This window comes from Paenibacillus chartarius, assembly GCF_042432825.1.
GTDB classification, from domain to species: Bacteria; Bacillota; Bacilli; order Paenibacillales; family NBRC-103111; genus Gordoniibacillus; species Gordoniibacillus chartarius.
In genome coordinates this window covers 129,749-154,175 of sequence record NZ_JBHLWN010000014.1, presented here as the reverse complement: position 1 = coordinate 154,175, position 24,427 = coordinate 129,749, and the positions used below count along the sequence as shown (strand labels likewise).

Sequence of the window (24,427 nt, the reverse complement as noted above, 5' to 3'; positions counted from 1 at the left end):
ATGTGTGGAGCTGACGAATACTAATCGGTCGAGGGCTTATCCAAATAAACAACCGAAAGAACACTACGCAGACCTGTTTCGTATCTAGTTTTCAGGGTGCAACTCCCTGAAACAAAGCAAACGTTTGGTGGCAATGGCGGAAGGGAACCACGCGTACCCATCCCGAACACGGCCGTTAAGCCTTCCAGCGCCGATGGTACTTAGACCGCAGGGTCTTGGGAGAGTAGGACGTCGCCAAGCGTTTGCACATAAAATATGGGGCCATAGCTCAGCTGGGAGAGCGCTTGCATGGCATGCAAGAGGTCAGCGGTTCGATCCCGCTTGGCTCCACCATTATTCCCTGATAGCTCAGTTGGTAGAGCACTCGACTGTTAATCGAGTTGTCACAGGTTCGAGTCCTGTTCGGGGAGCCACATTACGGGACGTAGCTCAGCTTGGTAGAGCACCTGGTTTGGGACCAGGGGGTCGCATGTTCGAATCGTGTCGTCCCGATCATATGCAAAAAGAGAAGGAGAATTCACCAATGTGGATTCCCCTTCTCTTTTTGCTGTGTTTCAACGTAGGCAGGCATCACGAACTTCACGGGATAAGCACCCAAAACTCCACTTTCTTCATACGATGCATTGCAAGCATTCATGATTGGAAAGGGAGATTATCGAATGGGTTACAATCAACATTACCACGGTCAGCATCCGCAGCATCCGCAGCATCCGCAGCATCCGCACCACCCGCAACACCCACACCATCCGCACCATCCGCACCATCCGCATCACCCACACCATCCGCACCATCCGCATCACCACTTTCCTCATTATCCGTGGCATCAGGTATGGCCATACTATGGCTATTACCATTATCCTTACGGACATGGCGTGCAACATCGCTGAGCCAATAAAAAATGCTGTTGAGAGTATTCTCAGCAGCATTTTTATTTTCATTTATGAGATGAAAAAATTGCTTCAACTGATAAAAGTATAAGTGTACAGTTCATACATTTTTATCTTGAAAACGCTGACATTACTTGTTACAGTAAGGAATAGCCCTGAGGCTGGACAGTCGTGCGCGATCGGGAGGGCTTGAATGAAATTTTCGGCTCTACGGTTTAGAATGAGGCCGGGTGTGAAGATGCAGGGCTACCGTGCAAGCGAAGTTAAATTATCTTTCGAAGAACCGATGCAGGTTCATCAAGCGAATTTCCGACCAGCGCGTTAAGGGTAGCAATAAGATGATCGATGAATTCATGCAATTTTATTAAGGCAACGAGAAGGACTATGCAGATGAAGGGGCTTTGAGATCGATGAGAAAACGATATGCAGTATGCGGTGTCAGCAACAGGGCGATCAACATGTTTATCGGGCCAATGCTAGGAACGTTCTCGGAAGGCAGCGAGCTTGTCGCTTTGCTTGACGCGGATCCGCAGCGGCACATTATTTGCAAGAAAAAGTATGCTGCCATTGCCAATGTACCGGAGTATGCTCCAGACGAGTTCGACCGTATGGTACGGGAGACAAAGCCCGATGTAATCATCGTAGCGGGACGTGACGACACGCATGTGGAGTATATTGTTCAAGCGCTGGCACGCGATCTCGACGTGATGACGGAGAAGCCGATGGCGACGACGGGGGCGGATTGCCGGCGCATTTTGGATGCGGAAGCCGCGAGCAAAGGGAAAGTAACGGTAACGTTCAACTACCGCTACGCACCGATTCACCGCCGAATTAAAGAGATGGTGCTTGAAGGAAAACTCGGACGCATTACGTCGATCGATCTGAATTGGTACATCGATACGTATCACGGCGCCAGCTATTTCAAGCGGTGGAACCGGCTGCGCGAGGTGTCCGGCGGACTGTCGATCCATAAGAGTTCGCACCATTTCGACTTGGTCGGCTGGTGGACAGGGCAGCGGCCCGTTGAAGCTTTCGCCTACGGCGCGCTGAATTATTACGGTCCGGACGGCGAGCTCAATCCGCGCCGCGAGGACGGAAGGTTCTGCGGCACATGCGATGTACGCCAGCAGTGCGCGTACTACATGCGCTGGTCGTCGCGGAGTGCAGATATTCAAGTGCGAGACGATCATATCGGCACAGTGAAGGTAGCTGGCGCGGGAGCGGAAGCACAGCAAGGCTACACCGGTTACCGTCCGGATGCGTGCATCTACGATTCGGAGATCAATATCGAAGACACGTATACAGCAACAGTCCGTTACGACGGAGGAGCATTACTCAGCTACTCGGTTAACTTCTCGCTTCCTTATGAAGGTTACCGTCTCGCGATCAACGGAACGAAGGGAAGGCTGGAAACAACTGAGTATCATATGCCGGCTCGTGTACCTTTCCCAACGCCGGAGCAGACGATCGATTACTTCCCGCTGTTCGGCTCGAAAGAAACGATTCATGTCGTACAGCGTGAAGGCGGCCACGGCGGCGGCGATCCGGTGCTGCTGGAGGATTTGTTCCTTGGTCCGGATCCGCTGCGCACGTATCCGATACTGTCGGGAGCTGCGGATGGTGCGTATTCGGTCGGCACTGGCGAGGCGGTCTGGCGCTCCGTCAAGGAAGGCCGTCCCGTTCGGCTTGATGAAGTATTGAAATAAGTATACATGCCGCGATTTCCCGGCTGATTCATCGTCCTTCTTGGCCCCGCTCTCAATCAGTTTATGGAGACGTTCTCGAAGTAACGCGAAGCTAACCGCTTGCTGCCTCCGGGCCCAGGCGGTTTTTTTCTGTTGATGATCAGCGGACTTTGATTTGGGGATCTGTTCCACTAGTATCTGTTATTGCCGTATAGCCTACAACCACGTAAAATATGAAGGAGTTCATCTAATGCTGACTATAGTTCGGGGAATAAAGGTGATTCCATGCTGAGTGAATATTTCTTGCAGATTGGACTCATTCTCTTCCCGATTACAGTATACCAAATATGGACGTTCGGGAAATCCTTCAATCAGCTGCCATTCAGGTCTTGTCTGATGGGGCTGTATGGCGGCGGATCGGCAATCTTATGCGAGCTTACGCCGGTTCATATCTTCGGTGTGGTCGAGAACTTCCAATGTGTTCCCATCATATTGTCCATACTGTACGGAAAAATGAGGGCGGGTATGCTGTCGATCGGTCTTCTTTCCGCATACCACTTGCTCGTCATGCCTCCCGATACCGCACTGATAAGCATTGCCGCCATGTTCGCTTATTCGGCGCTCCCCTTATTGGTTTGCGGAAGATTTGAAGAGTCCTCGCGCAGCAGGCGCTTTGCGATCGCCAGCGTGCTGTCGCTGCTGACGATGGTCATTCAGATTTTGTTCCTTACCGTGTACTTCTCCATTTTATTTGGTGCGGATGGACCCGGCAGGCTGCTTGTCGAATACGGCCATTTTCTAGGCGTGGCATGTGTCATTCAGCTGCTGCTAATGGCCGCGGCGTTCTTGCTGCTGGAGCATATCATCGATAACGGACGTGTCCGGCGAAGACTCGAATCGCTAGTCAAATATAATCCTGTCGGGATCAGTGCATTTGATATGGACAACCGGTTCGTGTCGGTCAATCCCGCGTATGAAAAAATAACCGGCTACAAGGAATCGGAGCTGTTAGGCAAATCCAGGCTGACGCTCTGGTTTGAAGACGATCACCATCTAGCCGAGAAGCTGCTCCAATACGCTCTGGATGGCGAGATCAAGAAAGACAAAGAGGCGGTCTTGCGCCATAAGCAGGGGCACCAAATTCACGTGCGGTTTACGGTCGTGCCGATCGTGGAAGGGGAGCGCATGTTTGGATATTTTGCCCTCGTTACGGATATTACCGAATCGAAGCTCGCGGAAGAGATGCTCCGCAATTCCGAGAAGCTGACGGCGATCGGGCAATTGGCCGCCGGTGTCGCCCATGAAATCCGCAATCCGCTGACATCGATCAAAGGCTTTCTGCAGCTGATGTCCGCCTCCGCAAATCCCGCGCATTCGAAGTATTACGAGATCATAGGCAGCGAGCTGACGCGGATCGAAAGCATCGTCAGCGAGATGCTGATCCTCGCCAAGCCGCAGGCGATTATGTTCCAGCACGTTTCGGTGCGCACCAGGCTGGAGGAGGTCGTCAGCCTGCTGGCAGGCGAAGCGAACATGCAAGGAGTCGAAATAATCACAGAGCTGGGAGAGTGTCCCGATAGCGTCATGGGAGATGGAAATCAGCTGAAGCAAGTGTTTCTCAATGTGGTGAAAAATGCGATCGAGGCGATGCCGGACGGCGGTAAGCTGAGCATTCGCTTATTGGATGAGCAGGATCGCGTGACCATTGCCTTCGCCGACGAAGGGGTTGGAATTCCGGAGGAAATGCTAAGGAAGATCGGCGAACCGTTCTATTCGACCAAGATGAAAGGCACCGGTCTCGGGTTTCTCGTCAGCAAACGGATCATCGCCAATCATCAAGGTACGATGCATATTTCAAGCGCCGTTAACGAGGGCACGACAGTTACGCTTTCTTTGCCGAGGGCCGTTTAGGGCGGCGGCATCGCATTCCAGCAGAAAGCTTTTGACACATCGGGACCTCCCCCGTTACAGTAGAATACGGTGTCATTCTTGCGGGCACCGGGATCGAAGCAGCAATAAGCATTGAGAAGGAGCGCTGGCCTCATATGGATTTTATCGTACAATTCGCTTCCTTCTTCGTCATTCAGACGGAGGACGACCGACGATATAAGCATTATCAAACGATGGACGGAGACGATTACGAGGACAGCGAATTGAAGCCGTTCCTGGATGGCGAATTCGCACGGATCGTCAAGCGCAAGGCGGAACGCAATCCGGTGTCGGAGAACGTGCCTACCAAGATCGGCCGGTTTGCCGTCGAGCCGGGCTTTGAGCTGGACAGCAACCCTAACTACAATTTGTTCCGCCGGCTGCGGCAAGCGGAATCCAAGGAGCAGTTTTTGAACTGTACGGACGAGCTCATGCGCGCCTACCTCGATACGAGCGCCGTTCGCGGCGGTGCGTTAATTGTAGTGAGAGCCCGTTGGTATCAAGTATCGGACGATCCGATGCTGTTCGTGTTAAAATGCGACTTCGAGCCGAAGATCGCCCGCATCGCCGACGAGAAGAAGCTGATCGACCAAGTGGAGATGGCCATTTCAGCCCGTAACATTAAATCGATCCAATACCCGCATATGCCGGAGGAAGGGGCTTTCGACGAATGGGAGCTCAAGATTCATCAGGCGTCGCATGCGCGGTATTTTGAAGATTTTCTGAAATACGTGTCGTATGAGAAGACGATGCCCGAAGTCATGAACGATCAGGTCATGACGATGGTCGGCAGCTATTTGCAGGAGGAGCTCCAAGCTCCGGACATTACCGAAGTACGGCAGCGCGAGCTTGAAATCGAGGCGCAGAAGTACGAAGTGTGGGCCGCAAGCGAGAAGCGGGAGCTGCAGGAGAGCTGGCCGCATGAGCGGGTCGTCGAAGCGACGAACTGGCTCGTCGAGCAGAAGCCGGATCTCGAGCTGAAGCTGAAGCTGGACGGCGTTCTTGTCAAAGGGAAGATGGCCGATTACGGCGGCCGTATCCATATTGCCAGAGTCGGCGGGAAATATGCCGTACTCATCACGGGAGATTTGTTTGAATTCGAGCATGGCGTTTCGCCGGTCGAGCTGCTGCAGCCCGATGAGCTGGAGCAGGTGCTGGAGCGGCTGGAGAACGGCCCTCGTCTTGAAAGGGACGATGAGATCCCCTATTGATCCGTGTTGGACAGGACCGTTCAGTCGGCTATTTGCTGCCGATCAACGCGCGCCGGTCCGGCGCTTGCGGCGGCTCTTCCAGCCAGCGGTGTTGCGGCTCGACGAGTCGTAAGCTTGACGAACGGCGGCATGGATCTCCGGGTCCTTGATGTTGTTGAGAAAATAAGACAAGATGCGAATGCTCATGCTCTCGGTCATGCAGGAATTCCATAACGCAGCGATTTCGGCTGAAGTAAGCTCAGCCCGGTGCTGCTCTTGACGGTTCAATTGTACTACCTCCGGGTATGGGATGCCCATAGAATCCCACAGCGGGAAACGTATCATACACATACGACACAAACGCGCGCTATTACGGAGATACGCGGCTGGTGTATACTGGGGTCATAACGATTTCGCATCGTAACATGGAGTGTGATGCTTATGCAAAATGTGTTTCTTACTTCAGACCACCATTTTGGCCACCGTCATATTATCGATTACGAATCGCGGCCGTTCGAAGACGCCGAGCAGATGAACGAAGCGCTGATCGAGCGCTGGAACGCCGTTGTCGGGCCGAAGGACCGGGTGCTGCACCTTGGCGACTTCTCATTTCTCAATTTGGAGAAAACACGGGCGATCGTGTCGAGGCTGAACGGCTCCAAGCAGCTGATTCTCGGCAATCATGACCGGGGCCGCTCCAGGAGCTGGTGGCTGGATGCCGGCTTTGACGAAGTAAGTGAGTATCCTATCGTGTACGGAGGCTTTTTCCTGCTGTCGCACGAGCCGATGTATGTGAATAAGCATATGCCGTACGTCAACATCCACGGTCACATCCACGGGCAGCGCTACGCCAGTCCGCAGTATGTCAACGTCAGCGTCGAGCTTTGGGACTACAAGCCGGTTTCGTTCGAAACGATCAAAGCTTCCGTCGTACCCGGCGAAGAGCAGTGAAGCGCGATAGGCGGGGATACGCAAATCGTTGAGTTATAGGCCGGGTGCTCGGTCAAGCTGAAAACGCCGCACTTGGTCCGCATGGCCTGCCCGTTTCAGGATTTCCGCTTGCTTGCGGCCGATCAGATCGAAGTGAGGAAACGGGGGCCGGTGGTGAATGTAGGCGGGATTGAGACCGTTCTCCTTGCACCATGCTGTCAGCTTGGCGAGATCGGCGCAGCCTACCTTCGTTACGGTACGTGCGTCCGGGAACCGCGGGTCCAGCCAATAATGGGTCAGAAAGGCGATTTCCCCGCGGGAAACCGCCTCTTTCCATTGGGTAAGCTCCGATCTTGTAATGCCGAATGCCATAGGCGATCCTCCTCTCCGGGTCGGTAATATTGCAATTATAACGCAGAGCAGGCCACAAAGTTTCAATCGTCAGGCAAAATGTACCCACAGGCGCTCAAAATTCGTGTATGATGAAGGATGAACGGTTTTAAGGATCGGTCCTTTTCGATTCATAACTTGTAGCTTCTAAGGGTGAGCCTTGATGATCTTTGTTCTGCTCATGCTGTGGACGGTGACGCTTGTACTGCTCGCAGCCGACGCTAAGCGCCCGTCGATCCGCTGGCTGAGCTTCGTTGCTTTCGCAGGAGGCGCAGGAGCATTGTCGGCCGTCCTCGGCGATACGGTCTTGCCGGGCATCGCGCCAGACAGCCCGTTGTACGGCACGCTATTCATAATGGAAAAAGCCGCCTCACTCGTGCAATATTACGGACTTCCATATACGTATGTGTTATTTGCGATTCATTATAACCCGGATACGAGGCTATTTACACATCGCCGGCTGCTGACGGTGCTGCTGCTGGTGCCGCCTGCGCTCACGCTGGGGTTGATTCGTCCGATGTATCCGGTTCCGTTCGCCCAGGCTGCCCTGTGGGTGCTGCCTTATATGGTGACTGGCTCGTGGATCATTATGGCGAAGCGCGAACCGGTGCCGGCGCTGCGGCGCATGCATCAGGTCACGGCTTGGGCGATTGTTCCGACCGTAGTGCTCTGTACGCTGTTCAGCTTCGTGTTTCCGCTGCTCGGCGTTTACGAGATGTGGCGGTACAATATCTGGGTTATCGCAGCCGCATTTCTGGCATTTGTCGTATCGATTTTCCGCTTCGGCTTTCTCGGCATCCAGTTTCTGTTTGAGAAACGGCGTCTCGATCACGCGTTCCGCGCCATCACATCGGGTACCGCCATTCTGAATCACGCCATCAAGAACGATTTGGGCAAAATGAGCCTGTTTACCGACAAGCTGCTTGCGGAAGCCCGGGAAGGCGGGTTGACCGAAATGGAGAAAGACCTGCGCATCGTGCAGTCGTCGGCGCGCCATATCGGGGAAATGATCCAGCGCGTGCATCAGCAGACCCAAGACGTCGTTCTGCGGCTAGCGCCGGTCGATTTGGCCGCGCTGCTCGAAGAGCTCCTCGACAGTATGGGACCGCTTCTGGCCGGCTACAGGGTTAAGGCGGCGTATCGGGTGAGACCGGTAATCGAGGGCGACGGCGCGCACATTGCCGAGACGGTGACGAATATTGTCACGAATGCGGTGGAAGCGATGCCGGAGGGCGGTGAGCTGAACATTCGCTTGTTCGAGACGAAACGGAGCTACTATGTGCGGCTGAAGGATACCGGTCCGGGCATTCCGAAGGAGCAGCTGAGGCGCGTGTTGGAGCCGTTCTTCACGACGAAATCGAAGCTGAACTTCGGACTCGGACTTGCGTATGCGTATAAGGTCATGCAAGTGCATGGCGGCAATCTGGAGATCGAAAGCGTCGTCGGCGAAGGAACGACGGTATATATCAGCTTTCCGAAGGCGAAGCCGGGGACGGGGCGGCGCTTCTGGAGAATGGGAAGGAGTTGGGGATCGTGACCGAATTCGAAGCAGGACCGCTTGAGAGGAACCGCATACGCATCGCCGTTGTGGAGGACGACGCGGATTGGCTGCGCGGCCTGCAGGCGTATTTGGCGAAGGAACCCGACTTCGACATCGTCGTGACGGCATCGAGTCTGGAGGAGGCGCGCGAAGCGCTCGCACCGGGCGGCTTCGACGTCGTGCTGATGGACGTCATGCTGGTATCGAGCTCCCGTGAAGGGATCGCATTGACGGCGGAAGTGACTTCGCAAACGGGCTGTAAAGTCATTATGCTTACGTCGATGGAAGACAAAGATATCATCATGGATGCGTTCCGGGCCGGCGCCGTTGACTATCACCTGAAATCGAACTACTACGATATCCCCGGGGCGATCCGGTCCGCTTTCCGCAATCGGCCGACGATCAGCGCCTCGGTTTCCGATACGGTGCGCAGCGAGCTGCAGCGGCTGGCCGGCGTCGAGCACGAATTCAAGAAGAAAATGACGGAGGATTTGGTTACGCCGACGGAGCGCCAAATTTTGCAATTGATCGATCAAGGCTACAGCCAATCGCAAATCGCCGATCGGTTTGTCGTTTCACTCCGGACGATCAAGGTGCATGTCGGCAACATTTTACGCAAAATGGGTAAGCCGTCGAGTAAGGAAGCAGCGGCTGAGCTTCGCAAGATGGGCTTGTTTGACGAGAGGGAAAAATAAGAGGAAGTAGTGCTTGCTTTTTACAGGATGATGTGATAAGCTTACTGTATTCGTGTATATGAGATCAATAATTCACAACGATGCAATAGTATTCGCGAATCCGATGGGATGCTTCTGCGTATTGTGAATTTTTTTCGAATCATACGGATATAATTGGGAAATTTGTGGAGGGTTTACACATGCAAACAGGTATCGTAAAATGGTTTAACGCAGAGAAAGGCTTCGGCTTCATCGAAGTTGAAGGCAGCAACGACGTATTCGTTCACTTCTCGGCTATTCAAGGCGAAGGCTTCAAGAGCCTCGACGAAGGCCAGAAGGTAACTTTCGACGTAGTTGAAGGCAACCGCGGTCCACAAGCTGCGAATGTCGTGAAAGTATACTAATAGTTAAGTAAGCTGCGAAAGAACTGTTCCATGATTTGGGCAGTTCTTTTTCCATTGGAGGACTGGCAGCATTTCGTTTACATGTGAAGGAGGCGGGGGATTTGAACTTTTCGAAAAGAACGAATGAACCGATTCCGGAAGAGATGACTGTGGTGTGGACTTGTGTCAAGCAAGGCTGCAAGGGCTGGATGCGGGATCAATTCAGCTTCTCCGTGAACCCGATTTGTCCGTTATGCCGTTCCGCAATGGAGAAGAATACGAAGCTGCTGCCTGTCATACAGGGCATGCATCATAGCTGAAATCGTCGTCCCCGACCCGCTTAGGCGTGCCGGGGATTTTTCTTTTTGGGTTGGGTCTGTTCGGAAGGAGTTCCTTGCAAGCGCAATTCCCGTTCGTTTCGTGGTAAAATGTAAAGATGCAGCAATGTTGGCGAAAATGTTGGCGAAAGGAGATACGCACTTGATGGAGGAATCGCGAAGGAACGAACGGGAGCGCGGAGCCGCTGACCTTGGCGGGAAAGTGCTCATCATGACGGCGGTTGATGTGGAAAGGGATGCGGTGCTTCGCGGCCTGGGCGGCGAAAGGGCCGGCTTCGATGTTCTTCTGGCCGGTGTCGGACCGGCCTCGGCGGCGGCGCGCACGTCGATGGCCCTGGCCGGCGGCAGATACCGGCTTGTTGTAAGCGCGGGGATCGGAGGCGGCTTTACGGGCAAGGCGGAGATCGGCTCGCTTGTCGTGGCGAAGACGATCGTGGCCGCGGACCTGGGGGCGGAGACGCCGGACGGCTTTCTCCGTGTGGACGAGCTTGGCTTCGGCTCCTCGGTCGAGCGGGTTGACGGGGCGGCGGCCATGAAGCTCACGGAGGCGCTGCGCCAGGCTGGACTGCCGGCTCAGCTGGGAGCGGTGCTGACGGTGTCGGCTGCAACCGGTACGGCGGAAACGGCGGCGGACCGTGCGGAGCGTATACCGGATGCCGCGGCAGAGGCGATGGAGGGCTATGGCGTGGCGGTAGCGGCGAGCCTTGCCGGACTGCCCGTACTGGAGCTGCGTGCGATTTCGAACGCCGTCGGTCCGAGAGATCGCGGAGCTTGGAAAATCAAAGAAGCGCTGGACGCCTTAGAGGCGGCTGGAAAAGTACTAGCGGAGGTATTCAAATGACATTAGACATCGCTTTTTCGCCATGTCCGAACGATACGTTTGTTTTTCATGCCTGGGTGAACGGTCATCTGCCTGGGGCGCCGAAGCTGAACGTCCGGTACGCGGACATCGATATTACGAATGGGCTGGCCGCTTCCGGCAACGGTCCGGACGTGCTGAAAATTTCGTTTGCGGCGCTGCCGTGGGTATTGGAGGAGTATGCGCTGCTTCCTTGCGGCGGGGCGCTGGGCCGGGGCTGCGGTCCGCTCGTTCTGACCGCCGAAGGCGGGGCGAAGTCGCCGGAGGAGCTTTCCGGACTCCGGGTTGCCGTGCCGAGCGAGCGTTCGACGGCGTATCTGCTGTTCCGGCTGTGGGCGGCGCAGCAGGTGCCGGGCGGCGTCGGCAGCATCATCGTGATGCCGTTTCATGAGATTATGCCGGCCGTACGGGACGACAAGATCGATGCCGGTCTCGTTATCCACGAGGCGAGATTTACATATCAGACATACGGGTTAACGATGCTGGCCGATATGGGGGCCTGGTGGGAAGAGGACACGGGACATCCGATTCCGCTCGGCGCCATCATCGCCCGGCGCAATCTGGATGTGCAGGCGATCGCAGGCTGGACCCGCGCTTCGGTTGAATATGCCTGGGCCAATCCGGAGGCGTCCGCTAAGTATGTCATGGAGCACGCCCAAGAGATGGACCCGCAGGTCGCGAAGGCGCACATCGAGCTTTACGTGAATGAATTTACCGCCGACCTTGGGGAGAGCGGCTTCGCCGCGATCGAGACGCTGCTCGGCCGCGCCGCCCGGGAAGGGCTTCTGCCGGCGGTCGATCCCGCTCTCTTGCATAGGCGATAGCCCGATAACAGCGGCTGCCCTATGAAACCCGGAGCTCCCTTTCGAAGTGTATAGCACTTCCGCAGACCGGCGGGAGAAACCGCAAATCGAAAGGGAGAGGATCGGCATGGAACGTTACCCTTCCAATGGCTATCACTCGCACGAAGAGCGGCATCATCCGGAGCGGCGTCCGACTCCGCAGCCCTCCAAGGCCTGGTATCAGCAAGGATGGCTGTGGATGATCATGGCGATGATCGGGATCAGCGTCATCGGGCTTGGCCTGTTCGGTTTAGCCGACCAGGCGGCGGAGCTGAACAATTCGGTGAAGGAACAGACGGACGTGCTGCGGGAGCAGAATGGGCTGCTCGCAGGGATACGGGAAAGCGCGGATCACATCGCCGGAGCCGTTCGACACGGGTTCGGGCGAGTCGTCGACGCCATCCAGTCTGCGGCCGACCGGATTGCTGCCGGGTAACGCCAAGCTTCCCGCTTTAGATCGACTTGTAATAGATCACAGTTGCTGCCAAAGAACCGTCTGCGGATCGGGCAAAATTCGGGATGGAGCCGGCTTCCGTATAGCCGATCGACCGATACAGAAGGTTGGAAGGATCGCCGGCTCGCGTGTCCAGGATGAGCAGGCTTCTTCCCAGCTGTTTGGCCCGATTCTCGGCGGCCTGCATAAGCATTCTCGCCACACCGTTCCTGCGTCCGGAAGGATGAACCATGAGCTTGGCGATCTCGGCGCGATGCGAGCCGTTGGGCTTCATCGCAAGATGCAGCTGTACGGTACCGACGAGTCGTTCTCCGCATATGCCAATCCACAAGTGGACGCCGGGCTCGATAACGTGCTTCCAATAAGCGCGAGCTTCATCGCGGTCAAGCGGCGGCAGAAAGCCGATCGAGGCGCCGTCCGCGACGACGTCGACGAGCAGATCGGCAAGCTCCTCCAGCAGCTGTGGGGACAGGTCGCTTAGTTCGATGACCTTTATCTTGTAGGTTGTCATATGTCTCAGCTCCCTCGAAGATTCGATGATAATCATTATGCCGGAAAATCGGAGAGACCGCATCCGCGGTCTCTTTGTCATGAGCGGAAAGCTTAAGCGTTCAAGCTTTAGATGTCATGACGGGCGGGTACTATGAATAGTAGTGCTGTTAGCGATTCTCGGTTGACGTTACATCACCTGTCTCACGCCGATGCGGTGCTGCTCGCACTTGTGCTGCTAAAGGAGGCGGCCTTCGCCGTTAACGATGCTATAGCCGAACGGTTCGCCAAGCTCGGCGGCGAGATGGTGCCGCTGCAGCTCGTCGAGGAGCTGGCGGCCAAATGGCGGCCTGGTCGAGCCGGCCAAATGGCGGCTGTCAGCGTGTCCGACGGGCGGAAAGGGGAGCGGATCGTCCTGATCGTGGGGAAGGCCAAGCCCGTTAAACCGCTTCAGCATAGCGGCACAGGCAGCATGCCGGCCAAGGAGCCGCGGCTTGCCGACTTCCGCGAACTGCTCTGCAGCGGCAAGACCGATTATGCCGCGCTGAAAGCGCGCCTCACTTCAGCAGACGCTTCATCAGCGCCAGGGAGCCTTTGAAGTTCATGTAACGAAACGGCAAGTCGAAGGAAGTCGTCTGCTTCAGCACGCTCTTGTGATGCGAGAACGTCTCGAAGCTCGCTTGACCGTGGTATGCGCCCAGCCCGCTGGCGCCGACGCCGCCGAAGGGCAGGTACGGGGACGATAGATGGTAGACCGTATCGTTGACGCATCCGCCGCCGAACGATACGCGGCGGAGCACGTCCCGCTGGACGGCGCCGTTTTCCGTGAACACGTACAGGGCGAGCGGCTTCGGACGCTCCTGCACGAACCGGATCGCTTCCTCCGTCTCTCCGTAGGAGATAATGGGCAGAATTGGTCCGAAGATTTCTTCCGACATGAGCGGCGATTCGGGGTCCGGCTCATCGACGAGCGTCGGCTCCAGCCGCAGCCTGCTGGCGTCGCCCCGTCCGCCGTAAAGCACGTGCTGTCCTTCGAGCAGACCGAGCAGCCTGCTGTAATGCTTCTCGCTGACGATACGCGGATAATCCGCACCGCCGAGCGCGTCCCCGGCTTGGCGTACGATTTCCGCCTTCAGCGCATCGACAAAGCGCCGCTTCACTTCGCGCTGGACGAGAATATAGTCCGGGGCGACGCAGGTTTGGCCTGCGTTCAGCAGCTTCCCCCAGGCAATCCGCCGCGCAGCGAGCTCAAGACGGGCATCGCCGTGTACGATGCAGGGGCTCTTGCCGCCCAGCTCCAGCGTATGCGGGGTCAGGTGAACGGCCGCTGCTTCCATCACTTTACGCCCGATCGCCGTACTGCCGGTAAAGAAAATATAATCGAACGGCTCGCGCAGAAGCGCTTGACTTGTATCCGCCTCCCCCTGGACAACCGCGACGTATTCCGGCGGGAACGTCGCCGAGATCAGCTCGGCGAGAACGCCGGAAGTCGCCGGTGCAAGCTCCGAGGGCTTGACGACAGCGCAATTGCCGGCGGCAATCGCACCGATCAGCGGCGGCAGCGACAGGAACACCGGGTAGTTCCAAGGAGCGATAATCAATACGGAGCCGTACGGCTCCGGGATGATCGTCGAGCGGGTGCCGAAATGCGTCAGAGGGGTTCGAACCTTGCGCGGCCTGGCCCAACGATGAAGGTTTTTCAGCGTGAAGCTGAGCTCCGCCATCGTAACGCCAAGCTCGGTCATGAACGCTTCCGTCTCCGACTTGCCGAGATCGGCGGCAAGCGCGTCCTGCAGGGCCGGCACGAAGCGGCGAATCGCCTCCTGCAGCTTACGGAGCATCCGTATGCGGAAATCTGCGTCCAGCGTTTCTCCGCCGGCATGGTATTGCTTTTGGCTTTGTACGAGAGAAGCAAGGTTCATGCGGGATACAGCCTCCATTGTCGATGTGCCGGCTATGCGCAGTTGAGGAGAATACTTGCTTATAGGTAAGCAAGATACATTCATTTCAGCTCTTTCCAAGTGTTGCCTAGTTACCTATACTGTAACATAGATCTACTGCCAAGGAGGCTGTAATTTAAATGGTATACGTTGCAGAACCGTCCCGATATGCGGACATGCCTTACCGGCGTACCGGCCGATCCGGCTTGAAGCTCCCGGCGATCTCGCTCGGTTTGTGGCACAATTTCGGCGGTGTAGACTCGTACGAGAACGGCAGAGCTATGCTGCGCAGCGCCTTCGATCAGGGCATTACGCATTTCGATTTGGCCAATAATTACGGTCCGCCGCCGGGCTCCGCCGAAACGATGTTCGGGCAAGTGCTGAAGCAGGACCTCGCACCGTACCGGGACGAGCTGATCATCTCCACGAAGGCCGGCTATTATATGTGGCCGGGGCCGTACGGCGATTGGGGGTCGCGCAAATATTTGGTCTCTTCGCTGGATCAGAGCTTGAAACGGATGGGTCTCGATTATGTTGATATTTTTTACTCGCACCGGCCGGATAAAGAAACACCTATGGAAGAGACGATGATGGCGCTCGATCATATCGTGCGCTCCGGGAAAGCGTTGTATGTCGGCATATCCAATTATAGCGCGGAAGAGACGCAGCGTGCGGCGGCGATCCTGAAGGAGCTCGGTACACCGCTTCTCATCCACCAGCCTCGCTATAATATGTTCGACCGCTGGATCGAGGACGGCCTTCAAGAAGTGCTGGATGAGCAAGGTGTCGGCTCGATCGTTTTCTGCCCACTGGCACAGGGACTGCTGACGAACAAATATTTAAACGGCGTGCCAAGCGACTCCCGGGCGGCGAATCCGAACAGCCCGTTCTTGACCGAAAACAGCATTCAGGCGGACAAAATCGCCAAAGTGCAGAAGCTGAATGAAATCGCTGTACAGCGAGGACAGAGCCTTGCCCAAATGTCGCTAGCGTGGGTGCTTCGCGGCGGGCGAGTGACATCGGCTTTAATCGGCGCCAGCCGGGTAAGTCAAATCGAAGAAAACGTCGCCGCAACGCGTAACCTTGAATTCAGCACGGAAGAGCTGCAGCTGATTGAGAGCATATTGAGAGCATAAAGAGGATTGGTTCGCTTGGAAGCCCGCGCCGGATTCATCGCCGTGCAACGGGCTTCCATTTGTGTATAGGGGATGACGAGCGCTAAGTGGCTCTTTTGCTGCGAGGCATTTTGTGTTATAATTCAAATGTAAGCGCTAACATATATTTTGAAAGGGGTACCGGCCATGCATGTAGCTCCGGACAAAGAGAGGGCGTTCGAGGAATTTGTGCTGGAGAGGGATATCCTGTACTTCCGAGTGGGCGACCATGGTCTAGTCAGCTTCCACGGACGGAATTTCAACTGGAGGAAGAGATTCTCGACCGAAGAGCTGCGGAAGGTTACTTCGCAGCAGGCCTTTTTTCAAGTGAATACCGATTGCTACGTGAATACGGCTAGAGTGTCGGTCATTCGGGACGGTTGTGTGTATTTCGATACCGGCGAATTGGACGGCAAGTCGGTTATGATTACGAAGCTGAGACAAAGCCGTCTGAAGGATATGTTAAGCCGTCGTTTAGCGAAAGAAGCGTAAGCGATTTCAACGAAAGCGGAGAACCGTCTTCACCGGGAAGTTTGCTCGGTGAGACGGTTTGTTTTTTTTGCCATATTGGAATTCAATTTCGCATGGCGAACTGTACGGTCGGATTGGCATGAAATGCTTCCTCTTACGCCGGGTCATGCTTCCTGGATAAGCTCCGAATAGGGGCTTTTCTTACCATGCCGCACGGTTCCTGTTGTCGGAATGGTCAAAATTTAACTTGTTCGAAACCAAGGACTCATCGTACAATGGAACTACTTGACGACAAATGTCGAATAATAGCTAAATTGCCAGGCTGATACCAAACGTGCAAGGGGAGAACAAACATGAGCTTTGAATTGCTGCAGCAGGTAAGAATTGTCGATATGAATAACGAGCTGTTAACGGAAGTTACGTTCCGCCACGGCAGCTATACCGGAATCGCGGTGGCGGTAGGCGCTACGGTCATCAGCTATCCCCTCGGGCTTAAGGAATTCGAAGTCGTTTACGACCGCCGCAGTCATGAGCCTGCACACTACAAGATCGTCGATATCGAGCTGGATCTGCTGGCGGAGCCGGTCGTGACCCGGGTACTGCTCGAGAAAGTGACTTTGATCGTAGGGCAGCACGACGTCGGCCAAATCGTTGAATGAGCCTTGCTCCGTATGGTAAGGTAAGAAGAAAAAAAGGAGTATCTTGCCATGCTGAAGATATTTGTCGCGCTAGGCGGGTTCAGCGCATTTCTGGCCGTCGCGTTGGGAGCTTTCGGAGCTCATGCCTTGAAAAATTTTTTAACCCCCGACAGATTGGCCATATATCAGACCGGGGTTCAGTACCATTTTATTCATGCTTTGGGCTTGCTGCTCGTTGCGTTGCTTGCGGACAAGCTGGGCGGCGGAACGCTAGTTTCCGTATCCGGCTGGGCGATGTTCATCGGCATTGTCCTGTTTTCCGGAAGCTTGTATGCTCTCAGTCTGAGCGGCGTGAAGGTGCTCGGCGCCATTACTCCGCTCGGGGGCGTAGCTTTCCTGATCGGATGGGTATGCCTTGCAGTCGCGGCCCTGCGGGCTTAATTCATAGTCGGCAACTTAAGAAGGGGGAGGGGTAACATGAGCAAATGGTTCTCGAAGCTTCAGCGGACAGCTCAGCCGGAGGACGCTTTGCAGTCAGAGCACCTTCTTGAGCTGTTTGCCGAGTGGTTCGGCCAGGCTCCCGACCCCATTCTTTTCATTCAAGCCGAGCCTCCGTTCCGTATGATTGAAGCCAATGCTGCCGCATGCCGTATGCTTGGCTATGAGCATGACGAGCTGCTCAGCTTGAATCCTGCGCATGTGATTCAGGAAATGGCCGTACAGGCGGATTTGGCCCAGTGGACGGAAAGGCTGCTTGCGGATGAGGGACGGACGTATGTATGGAAGCTGCGGTCAAAGGACGGGCGGGATATTCCGTCGGCGATTCATTGTCGGGCGGTCGGCACGGAAAGGGACGCTCCATTCTTGTTTGTGGAAGTCAGGGACTTGTCCGAGCGGCTGCGGACGGACCGGGACTTGGCGGAATCCGAACAAATTTTCGATTCGTTGTTTGCCCATAACCCGAACGGTATCGGCATATTCGACCATGAAGGACGGTTTCAGAAAGCGAACCCGATGATGGGGCTCATTCTTGGATACGACTGCTCCGAGCTGACGGGATTGCCGCTTCTGTCTCTTGTGTCCGAAGAACATCTGTTAACGACTATAGATATCGTGGATCGCTTCCGTGACGGACAGCCCGTGGGCTTCGATACGGCAATGCTGCATAAACGGGGTTACCGTGTCGACATCCATGCAACAGGAATACCGCTCCATTCCGGACAAGAGGTCAACGGGTATATCGTCGTTTGTCAGGACATAACGGAGCGTAAGCGGACCGAAGAGCAGAACCGGTACTTGGCGTATTTCGACGATCTGACAGGACTGCCGAATCGGCGCTTTTTCCGCGAGCGGCTGCAGGAGACGCTTGAACTCAATCGGCGGAGCGGTCTTCAGACGTCCGTGTTTTATTTGGACATCGATCGATTTAAGCTTGTCAACGACAGCTTCGGTAACGATTACGGCGATATGCTTCTGATGCAGGTCGCCGAGCGGCTGCAGCACCTGATCCGGGAAACCGACCTGCTTGCCCGTACCGAAGGGGATGAGTTTGCCATTTACTTTTCGGGGTTGACGGATTACGGGGATCTTCTGCTGCTCGTGCCGAAAGTCGAGAAGGTGCTGGAGCAGCCGTTTGCTTTGGGCGAATATCAGATCCACGTTACCGTTTCGATAGGCATCTCGCTCTCTACAGGCAGCGGGGATGAAGCCGGCCTGCTGATGAAATATGCCGATATCGCCCTATCCAGAGCGAAGGAACGGGGCAAGAGTACATATCAAATCTATAATGCCGATATGAAGTCGGTATCGCTGAAGAAGCTGACGCTGGAGAACGAGCTGCGCAGAGCGCTCGCTCAGCAGGAATTTCTACTGTATTATCAGCCCCAAATGGAAATCGAGACCGGTCAAATCGTCGGCATCGAAGCGCTGATTCGTTGGCATCATCCGGAGCGGGGCATGGTTCCGCCGAAAGATTTTATTCCGTTCGCCGAAGAAAGCGGACTGATCGGACCGATCGGCGACTGGGTGCTGTATGAAGCATGCCGGCAAAATAAGGCTTGGCAGGAGGAAGGCTATCTGCACGTACCGATATCGGTCAACTTATCGTCGCGGCAGTTTCTGAAGCACGATCTGAAGACGCGAATCGCCGATGTATTGACCGAAACCGGACTGGACGCGCAATATTTGGAGCTTGAGATTACGGAGAGCATGACGATGGATGTGGATCATGCGACGAGCTGCCTGTTGGATTTGAAGCGGCTTGGCGTTCATGTGAGCATCGACGATTTCGGTACAGGCTACAGCTCGTTATATTATTTGAAGAAATTTCCGATTGACAAGCTGAAGATTGATCAGTCCTTCGTGCGTGATATTATGACGGATCCGAATGACGCGGCTATCGTCGCCACGATTATTTCGATGACCAGGCATTTGAACCTGAAAGTGATCGCCGAAGGGGTGGAGACGGTGGAGCAGCTGCAATTCCTGCATCAGAACCGGTGCAACGAGGTGCAGGGCTATTGGTTCAGCCCGCCGGTCGCAGCGCAGCGGATGGAGGAGCTGCTGCAGAGGCATAGCCAAGCTGCCGCAGCAGCGGTGCCGCCGGAAACGGAAGATTCGCCGCAATAGTATACAATAAAGAAAAGCAGGGCCGGCGGGCCCTGCTTTCATTCGTCTTTTCGGAGCGATTCATCGTGCCTGCAGGTCTTCAATTTCGCTCAGACTGAATAAGTACACTTTCTTCTCATCGACATGATACACGGTCACGTTCTGAGATGCGGGATCGAAGTTCAGAATGCGGCAAGGCAAGCTTAGCCTGATTCCTTTCCCTTTCACGATCGTCATTCGGATTAGCGTATTGTTGGCTTTGTAACGCTCGATTTCGTCATGGAAGGATAGGCCCGCTCCGGCTTCGGTTTCGGAAGGAGCGGGTTTATTCGCTGCCTTGTCCTTAGCTGCCGGCTGCTTCTCTGCGCCCGGCGTCTTGGCGGTAGCTTTCTTGCTTGACGCTTGCTCTCCCTCCGCCTGAAGTGCGGCTTCGATCGTCTTGCCGAGCTCGATGCCGCTGACAATCCGATAGTCCTTCACATCCGCGGAGTTCAACAGTCGCAGCAGGCGCTCGAGGGCTCTGCCGTTATGGTCATTCTCGATCAAGATGTCCACGGTGAACAGATGACCGCGTACTGATCCGGTTAAGGATGGTTCGATACTCATGGATTCTCGCCTCGAGAAAAGGATTATGTGTCCATTATATCACGATCGGTTGTGAAACAACAGAAACTGCTAATTTGAACAGATAGTACATAGTATGGGCTTGCTTCGAAGGAATTACTCCTTGACTGTACTTCCGAATTAGGCGGGCGCTTGCGGAAACAATTCGCTGCTCATCTTCGTATACTGTAACCAGCATACTGGATGAAGGGAGACGATCACCATGATGAATATGACTCCAATCGAGCTGGACGGTTCGCACGTGATCGGCATCGAAGTCAAGCTGCCCAAAACTACGCTGCTTGCCGTAACGACAGGCAAAGGTTACATCATGTGCGGGGCGCTCGACATCGGTTTGCTGAACGACAAGCTGAAGGACCGCGGCATTATCGCAGGCAGAGCCGTCGGGGTAAGAACGCTGCAGCAGCTGCTCGATGCGCCGCTGGAGTCGGTAACCTTTGAAGCTGAAGCGATCGGCGTTAAAGCGGGCATGACCGGACGAGACGCAATTCTGAGAATGCTGTAGCTTAATTTTGAATAACCATAGGCAGCGCTGCGCATATTACCCATAGCAAGTACATCCGAATAAAGAGGTGGAAGCTATGGGTAAAATTGCGCTGACGCTTGTCATTATTGGAGCGCTGAACTGGCTGCTGGTCGGTTTGTTCGAGTGGGACCTCGTGGCGGCTTTGTTAGGTGGGGACTATCATCGGGAGTCGTCCTGGTTCAGCCGGATCGTATACATTGTGGTTGGTCTCTGCGGGTTATACTGCTTGAAATATTTGTTCATGGACGAGTCCCGGGCGAGAACGTAAGGTAGACGGAGCAAAGGGAGGTCGGCGTTTGCCGGCCTGTTTGGCTTTTAGGTTGTCAACATTCGTCCGTTTTTTCAAGAACTTATCGTTCTCAGTAAGCGCCTAAAGTGATAAAATATAGAAGAATGTGGTGAGAAATGGAGGCGCTTACAGAATGATTCGAGTGGCGATGTTGAGCTATTGGCACGTGCATGCGGGAGATTATGCCAAACAAGCAAGTGAGCACCCGGAAACGCAAATCGTTGCGGTTTGGGACGAACTGCCGGAGCGCGGGCAGAAGGAAGCGGATCTGCTAGGCGTAAAATTTTATGCGGATGTACACGACTTGCTTGCGCAGACCGACATCGACGCGGTGATCGTAGACGCGCCGACGAACCTTCACCGTGACGTGCTGGCTGCTGCGGCGAAGGCCGGGAAACATATTTTTACGGAGAAGGTCGTCGCTCCGACGCTGGAAGAAGCGAACGAAATTATCCGCGCTGTAGAGGAAAGCGGCATCAAGCTGACCGTATCGCTGCCTCGTCTGTACGAAGGCTATACGACGGCAATTCAGGAGATCGCGGAGCAGGGACTGCTCGGCCAGCTGACGCTTGTTCGAACGAGGCTGTCTCATAACGGAGCAACACGCGGCTGGCTGCCGGAGCACTTCTTCAGTAAAGAGCAGTGCGGCGGCGGCGCGATGATCGATTTGGGCTGTCACCCGATGTATTTGGCCCGCCTGTTTCTCGGCATGCCGCAATCGGTCAGCTCGACCTACGGTTACGTCACGGGAAAGGAAGTGGAAGACAATGCGGTTGCGGTTCTGCGCTATGAAAGCGGTGCTATCGGGATTGTTGAGGCGGGTTTTGTCAACGAGCATTCGCCGTTCGCGATTGAGCTTCACGGGACGGAAGGCTCGGCGCTGTTCTCGTCAAAGGAAAATACGGTTAAGCTGCGTTCCGCCCGGCTGGAAGATCAAGCAAGAGGGTGGATTGCCCGCGGGATTGCGGGGAATAAGCCGTCCGCGTTCGAGCAGTGGGTCAATCATATCGTAAACGGTACCGTCGCATCGGAAAATATCGCATTAGCCGTCGACTTGACGAAGCTGATGGAAGCGTCCAACCGTTCCGCCGCAGAGGGCGGCCGGCCGGTCGCCATAGCCGATCTGCGGGGGTAGCATCTTTGCAGTCGTCTAGTCGAATGAAACGCATGCAAAGAGGGACCCGGCTCGAAAGCCAGGTCCCTTACGTATCTAAGCCGAACGATTTTACTCAAACAGCTTGCGCAAGTTTTCCTCGTAAGGAGCTCTCACAGCGCCCTTCTCCGTAATGATCGCCGTCACATACTCGCTTGGCGTCACATCGAACGCCGGATTGAACACTTTAATTCCTTTCGGAGCGGTCCGCTTGCCGAAGCCCTGCGTAATTTCGTCCTCGTGCCGTTCCTCGATCGGAATATCGGCGCCGGACGGCGTTTCCAAGTCGATTGTCGACAGCGGGCAGGCGACATAGAACGGGATGCCGTGCGCTTTCGCCAATACGGCTACGCTGTAGGTGCCGATCTTGTTGGCGACATCGCCGTTCGCCGCTACACGGTCGGTGCCGACGATGACAGCCTGCACCCAGCCTTTGGACATGACATAGCCGGCCATATTGTCGCAAATAAGCGTCACGTCGACTCCGGCCTGCTGCAGCTCGAACGCGGTCAAGCGGGCACCCTGCAATACCGGGCGCGTCTCATCCGCGAACACTTTGAGCTTCATGCCGCGCTCCTGCGCCAAGTACATCGGCGCCAAGGCCGTGCCATAACGCGCTGTAGCGAGCCCGCCGGCATTGCAGTGAGTGAGCACACCCATGCCGTCCTGGAACAGAGCAAGCGCGTGCTCGCCGATCAACCGGTTCGTTTCCTCGTCCTCGGCTTGAATCCGCTGCGCTTCGGCCAGCAGGGCGCTCTTGAAGCGCCCAGGCTCCGCGCCTTCCGCCGCAAGCTGCTCCGCGCTCGCTTTCATCCGGTCCAGCGCCCAGAACAAGTTCACGGCCGTCGGGCGCGACGTGGCCAAATAGTCCGCATGCCTTCGTACTTCCGCCAGCAGCTCCGCAGCTCCGCCGGGGGCATCAGCGATGCCCAAATATACGCCATATGCAGCGGATATGCCGATCGCCGGGGCTCCGCGCACCTTCAGCTCACGGATCGCTTCCCAGACATCCTGCACCGTATCGAGCGGCAAATAGACAATCTCTTCCGGCAGAAGCCGCTGATCGAGCAGATCGAGCCTCGTGCCGTTCCAGCGTACCGACTGCAGCCACTCCGGCGCCGCCGTTTCCATCTCTTTTGCTGTCATTTCCGCATTCACTCCTTATTTCGTGGCCGACAGCGCGATGTCGAGCACTTCATCGATGGAACGGGCCGAACGGCCGCGCTTGATCAGCGCCGTACCGATCGCCAGCGCCAAGCGCTGCGCCCGCTCGCGAACGGCTGCATCCTCGATGCGGTCGATGTCGGCGACATGGGAGAGACCGTGGATACGGCGTACCATCTTCGCACCGGCAAAGCCGATCGTATCCTGTAGCAGGCCAGCTACATACAGGTCCTGATAGCCCGGCGTCTTCGCCATGCGATCGGCAGCGTGCTCGTTCCAGAGCGCCCTGAAGCGAGTCTCGAACTCCGTCCATACGTCCCGGACCGTATCGAGCAAGTACCTTCTGTAGTCAGCACGATCGGCATCGCTTGGACTCCAGCCTTCCTGGCCGGCATAATTCAGCAGCAGGTTTGCGATGACCGCGCCGATATCGAAGCCCATCGGTCCGTAGTAAGCAAATTCCGGGTCGATCACTTTCGTCGAATCCGGTTTAATAAAAATGCTGCCCGTATGCAGGTCGCCATGCAGCAGCGCCTGAGCCTTGGTCAAAAACTTCTCCCGCAGCAGCGCCACTTCGAGATGCAGCTCCGTATCCGCCCATATCGACTCAACCGCATCGCGAAGATGCACATCGAAGCTGTTGTTCGGGGAGTCCGTATACGGGTCGTCAAAAATCAAATCCTCGGTAATTTTGCACAGCTCCGGATTAATGAACGCTTTCACCTGCAGCTTCTTCTCCTGCTGATTCATCGCCAGGTCGGAGGTGAAGAACAGCGTCTTTGCCAAGAACTCGCCGATATGGCCGGCAAACAGCGGGTACCGGTTCCGCTCCATTAAGCCGCGGCGCATGATGATATGATCGCTGAGGTCCTCCATGACCGTCAGCGCCAAATCCGGCTCATAGGCGTATACCTTCGGCGTAAGGTCCGGGCACAGCCTTCCTTGAATGATGAGCGCCTCGCTTTCGATACGCGCGCGGTCGAGCGTCAGCGGCCATGACTCGCCGACAACTTTGGCGTACGGTACAGCCTGCTTCAGAATGACGCTGCGTCCCGAGACCGGGTCCGATATATGAAATACGAGGTTTAGATTGCCGTCACCAATTTCCCTGCTTACGAGCTGCGCGCCCTCGGGGAACATTCCCTCGATGCCGCGTGCATACTCGATCGCTTCGGCTTCCGTAAAAGCATGATAATTGCTCATTGTCCGATCCCTCCGATACCGATTCACTATCTAGCCTAGTATAGAAAAACCGCGCAAACTCGTCAATC

At 55.6% G+C, this 24,427-nt stretch carries 28 protein-coding genes, 3 tRNA genes and 1 rRNA gene; 25 read left to right on the top strand and 7 right to left on the bottom strand.

All coding sequences use genetic code 11. The annotated features are described in order from the left end of the window. Positions 1-123 precede the first annotated feature (123 nt). The 8 genes from rrf (at position 124) to ACFFK0_RS02725 (ending at position 5,712) form a co-directional block, all read left to right on the top strand. Positions 124-240: ribosomal RNA gene (gene rrf / locus ACFFK0_RS02760) — 5S ribosomal RNA — on the top strand. A gap of 17 nt (positions 241-257) precedes the next feature. Next, positions 258-333, top strand: a tRNA-Ala gene (locus ACFFK0_RS02755). 4 nt (positions 334-337) lie between these two features. Then, positions 338-413: transfer RNA gene (locus ACFFK0_RS02750), tRNA-Asn, on the top strand. A gap of 5 nt (positions 414-418) precedes the next feature. After that, positions 419-492, top strand: a tRNA-Pro gene (locus ACFFK0_RS02745). A 147-nt stretch (positions 493-639) separates the two neighbouring features. Continuing rightward, positions 640-978, top strand: coding sequence for a hypothetical protein (locus ACFFK0_RS02740; RefSeq protein ID WP_377468351.1), 339 nt, complete (start codon positions 640-642; stop codon positions 976-978). Positions 979-1,297: 319 nt separating this feature from the next. Further along, entirely contained in the window at positions 1,298-2,593 is a 1,296-nt protein-coding gene (locus ACFFK0_RS02735; RefSeq protein WP_377468350.1) for a Gfo/Idh/MocA family protein, read from the top strand. Between the two features lie 264 nt (positions 2,594-2,857). After that, positions 2,858-4,483 carry an ATP-binding protein gene (locus ACFFK0_RS02730; RefSeq protein WP_377468349.1) on the top strand — a complete coding sequence of 542 codons (1,626 nt, stop codon included), beginning with the start codon at positions 2,858-2,860 and terminating at the stop codon, positions 4,481-4,483. Positions 4,484-4,617: 134 nt separating this feature from the next. Then, the gene (locus tag ACFFK0_RS02725; RefSeq protein WP_377468348.1) at positions 4,618-5,712 is read left to right on the top strand and encodes a DUF3900 domain-containing protein; all 1,095 of its coding nucleotides are present in this window, start codon (positions 4,618-4,620) and stop codon (positions 5,710-5,712) included. A 42-nt stretch (positions 5,713-5,754) separates the two neighbouring features. Here the strand turns inward: ACFFK0_RS02725 and ACFFK0_RS02720 are convergent, their stop codons facing one another. Continuing rightward, on the bottom strand, positions 5,755-5,979 hold the full coding sequence (locus tag ACFFK0_RS02720) for a DUF3231 family protein (RefSeq protein ID WP_377468347.1): 225 nt from the start codon (positions 5,977-5,979) through the stop codon (positions 5,755-5,757). A gap of 153 nt (positions 5,980-6,132) precedes the next feature. On the opposite strand from ACFFK0_RS02720, the gene ACFFK0_RS02715 reads away from it, so the two are divergent. Then, a complete protein-coding gene (locus tag ACFFK0_RS02715) occupies positions 6,133-6,642 on the top strand; it encodes a phosphoesterase (protein ID WP_377468346.1) in 510 nt (169 codons plus the stop codon). A 33-nt stretch (positions 6,643-6,675) separates the two neighbouring features. Here the strand turns inward: ACFFK0_RS02715 and ACFFK0_RS02710 are convergent, their stop codons facing one another. Next, positions 6,676-6,993 (bottom strand): hypothetical protein, encoded by a 318-nt coding sequence (locus ACFFK0_RS02710; RefSeq protein ID WP_377468345.1) that lies wholly within the window; start codon positions 6,991-6,993, stop codon positions 6,676-6,678. Between the two features lie 181 nt (positions 6,994-7,174). Here ACFFK0_RS02710 and ACFFK0_RS02705 point away from each other — a divergent pair, with 181 nt between their 5' ends. The 7 genes from ACFFK0_RS02705 to ACFFK0_RS02675 all read left to right on the top strand — a co-directional run bounded on the left by ACFFK0_RS02705 (position 7,175) and on the right by ACFFK0_RS02675 (position 12,083). After that, complete coding sequence (locus ACFFK0_RS02705) at positions 7,175-8,548, top strand: sensor histidine kinase (RefSeq protein ID WP_377468344.1); 1,374 nt, start codon at positions 7,175-7,177, stop codon at positions 8,546-8,548. Continuing rightward, complete coding sequence (locus ACFFK0_RS02700; protein ID WP_377468343.1) at positions 8,545-9,246, top strand: response regulator transcription factor; 702 nt, start codon at positions 8,545-8,547, stop codon at positions 9,244-9,246. Before ACFFK0_RS02705 ends, ACFFK0_RS02700 begins: the two co-directional genes overlap by 4 nt. Before the next feature lie 179 nt (positions 9,247-9,425). Further along, complete coding sequence (locus tag ACFFK0_RS02695) at positions 9,426-9,629, top strand: cold-shock protein (protein ID WP_377468342.1); 204 nt, start codon at positions 9,426-9,428, stop codon at positions 9,627-9,629. 101 nt (positions 9,630-9,730) lie between these two features. Beyond that, entirely contained in the window at positions 9,731-9,928 is a 198-nt protein-coding gene (locus ACFFK0_RS02690) for a cold-shock protein (protein WP_377468341.1), read from the top strand. A gap of 163 nt (positions 9,929-10,091) precedes the next feature. Beyond that, the gene (locus tag ACFFK0_RS02685) at positions 10,092-10,787 is read left to right on the top strand and encodes a futalosine hydrolase (protein WP_377468340.1); all 696 of its coding nucleotides are present in this window, start codon (positions 10,092-10,094) and stop codon (positions 10,785-10,787) included. Then, positions 10,784-11,629 (top strand): 1,4-dihydroxy-6-naphtoate synthase, encoded by an 846-nt coding sequence (locus tag ACFFK0_RS02680; protein ID WP_377468339.1) that lies wholly within the window; start codon positions 10,784-10,786, stop codon positions 11,627-11,629. The genes ACFFK0_RS02685 and ACFFK0_RS02680 overlap by 4 nt, the downstream gene beginning before the upstream one ends. A 106-nt stretch (positions 11,630-11,735) precedes the next feature. Beyond that, positions 11,736-12,083 (top strand): hypothetical protein, encoded by a 348-nt coding sequence (locus ACFFK0_RS02675; RefSeq protein WP_377468338.1) that lies wholly within the window; start codon positions 11,736-11,738, stop codon positions 12,081-12,083. A 16-nt stretch (positions 12,084-12,099) separates the two neighbouring features. Here ACFFK0_RS02675 and ACFFK0_RS02670 read toward each other — a convergent pair whose 3' ends face one another. Further along, a complete protein-coding gene (locus ACFFK0_RS02670; RefSeq protein ID WP_377468357.1) occupies positions 12,100-12,621 on the bottom strand; it encodes a GNAT family N-acetyltransferase in 522 nt (173 codons plus the stop codon). Between the two features lie 123 nt (positions 12,622-12,744). Here ACFFK0_RS02670 and ACFFK0_RS02665 point away from each other — a divergent pair, with 123 nt between their 5' ends. Then, positions 12,745-13,188 (top strand): hypothetical protein, encoded by a 444-nt coding sequence (locus ACFFK0_RS02665; protein ID WP_377468337.1) that lies wholly within the window; start codon positions 12,745-12,747, stop codon positions 13,186-13,188. Here the strand turns inward: ACFFK0_RS02665 and ACFFK0_RS02660 are convergent. After that, positions 13,148-14,530 carry an aldehyde dehydrogenase gene (locus tag ACFFK0_RS02660; RefSeq protein WP_377468336.1) on the bottom strand — a complete coding sequence of 461 codons (1,383 nt, stop codon included), beginning with the start codon at positions 14,528-14,530 and terminating at the stop codon, positions 13,148-13,150. The two genes, ACFFK0_RS02665 and ACFFK0_RS02660, sit on opposite strands and share 41 nt — an antisense overlap. A gap of 140 nt (positions 14,531-14,670) precedes the next feature. Here ACFFK0_RS02660 and mgrA point away from each other — a divergent pair, with 140 nt between their 5' ends. The 5 genes from mgrA to ACFFK0_RS02635 all read left to right on the top strand — a co-directional run bounded on the left by mgrA (position 14,671) and on the right by ACFFK0_RS02635 (position 19,421). Next, positions 14,671-15,666, top strand: a complete 996-nt coding sequence (gene mgrA, locus ACFFK0_RS02655) for an L-glyceraldehyde 3-phosphate reductase (protein WP_377468335.1) — start codon at positions 14,671-14,673, stop codon at positions 15,664-15,666. A 165-nt stretch (positions 15,667-15,831) separates the two neighbouring features. After that, entirely contained in the window at positions 15,832-16,176 is a 345-nt protein-coding gene (locus tag ACFFK0_RS02650) for a hypothetical protein (RefSeq protein ID WP_377468334.1), read from the top strand. Positions 16,177-16,508: 332 nt separating this feature from the next. Next, entirely contained in the window at positions 16,509-16,814 is a 306-nt protein-coding gene (locus tag ACFFK0_RS02645; RefSeq protein ID WP_377468333.1) for a hypothetical protein, read from the top strand. A 51-nt stretch (positions 16,815-16,865) separates the two neighbouring features. Next, positions 16,866-17,234 carry a DUF423 domain-containing protein gene (locus ACFFK0_RS02640; protein ID WP_377468356.1) on the top strand — a complete coding sequence of 123 codons (369 nt, stop codon included), beginning with the start codon at positions 16,866-16,868 and terminating at the stop codon, positions 17,232-17,234. Positions 17,235-17,270: 36 nt separating this feature from the next. After that, positions 17,271-19,421, top strand: a complete 2,151-nt coding sequence (locus ACFFK0_RS02635; RefSeq protein WP_377468332.1) for a putative bifunctional diguanylate cyclase/phosphodiesterase — start codon at positions 17,271-17,273, stop codon at positions 19,419-19,421. 60 nt (positions 19,422-19,481) lie between these two features. Here the strand turns inward: ACFFK0_RS02635 and ACFFK0_RS02630 are convergent, their stop codons facing one another. Further along, positions 19,482-20,006 carry a hypothetical protein gene (locus ACFFK0_RS02630; protein WP_377468330.1) on the bottom strand — a complete coding sequence of 175 codons (525 nt, stop codon included), beginning with the start codon at positions 20,004-20,006 and terminating at the stop codon, positions 19,482-19,484. Positions 20,007-20,226: 220 nt separating this feature from the next. Here ACFFK0_RS02630 and ACFFK0_RS02625 point away from each other — a divergent pair, with 220 nt between their 5' ends. From ACFFK0_RS02625 to ACFFK0_RS02615, 3 genes are all read left to right on the top strand, one after another. Then, positions 20,227-20,529: a YunC family protein gene (locus tag ACFFK0_RS02625; RefSeq protein WP_377468329.1), complete on the top strand. Its 303-nt coding sequence runs from the start codon at positions 20,227-20,229 to the stop codon at positions 20,527-20,529. Positions 20,530-20,605: 76 nt separating this feature from the next. Next, the gene (locus tag ACFFK0_RS02620) at positions 20,606-20,818 is read left to right on the top strand and encodes a DUF378 domain-containing protein (RefSeq protein WP_377468328.1); all 213 of its coding nucleotides are present in this window, start codon (positions 20,606-20,608) and stop codon (positions 20,816-20,818) included. Between the two features lie 154 nt (positions 20,819-20,972). Then, the gene (locus tag ACFFK0_RS02615; RefSeq protein ID WP_377468327.1) at positions 20,973-21,974 is read left to right on the top strand and encodes a Gfo/Idh/MocA family protein; all 1,002 of its coding nucleotides are present in this window, start codon (positions 20,973-20,975) and stop codon (positions 21,972-21,974) included. Between the two features lie 90 nt (positions 21,975-22,064). Here the strand turns inward: ACFFK0_RS02615 and mtnA are convergent, their stop codons facing one another. Together mtnA and mtnK are read right to left on the bottom strand one after the other, a co-directional pair. Then, positions 22,065-23,138 carry an S-methyl-5-thioribose-1-phosphate isomerase gene (gene mtnA, locus ACFFK0_RS02610; RefSeq protein WP_377468326.1) on the bottom strand — a complete coding sequence of 358 codons (1,074 nt, stop codon included), beginning with the start codon at positions 23,136-23,138 and terminating at the stop codon, positions 22,065-22,067. Positions 23,139-23,153: 15 nt separating this feature from the next. Next, complete coding sequence (mtnK, locus tag ACFFK0_RS02605; RefSeq protein ID WP_377468325.1) at positions 23,154-24,359, bottom strand: S-methyl-5-thioribose kinase; 1,206 nt, start codon at positions 24,357-24,359, stop codon at positions 23,154-23,156. Positions 24,360-24,427 lie beyond the last annotated feature (68 nt).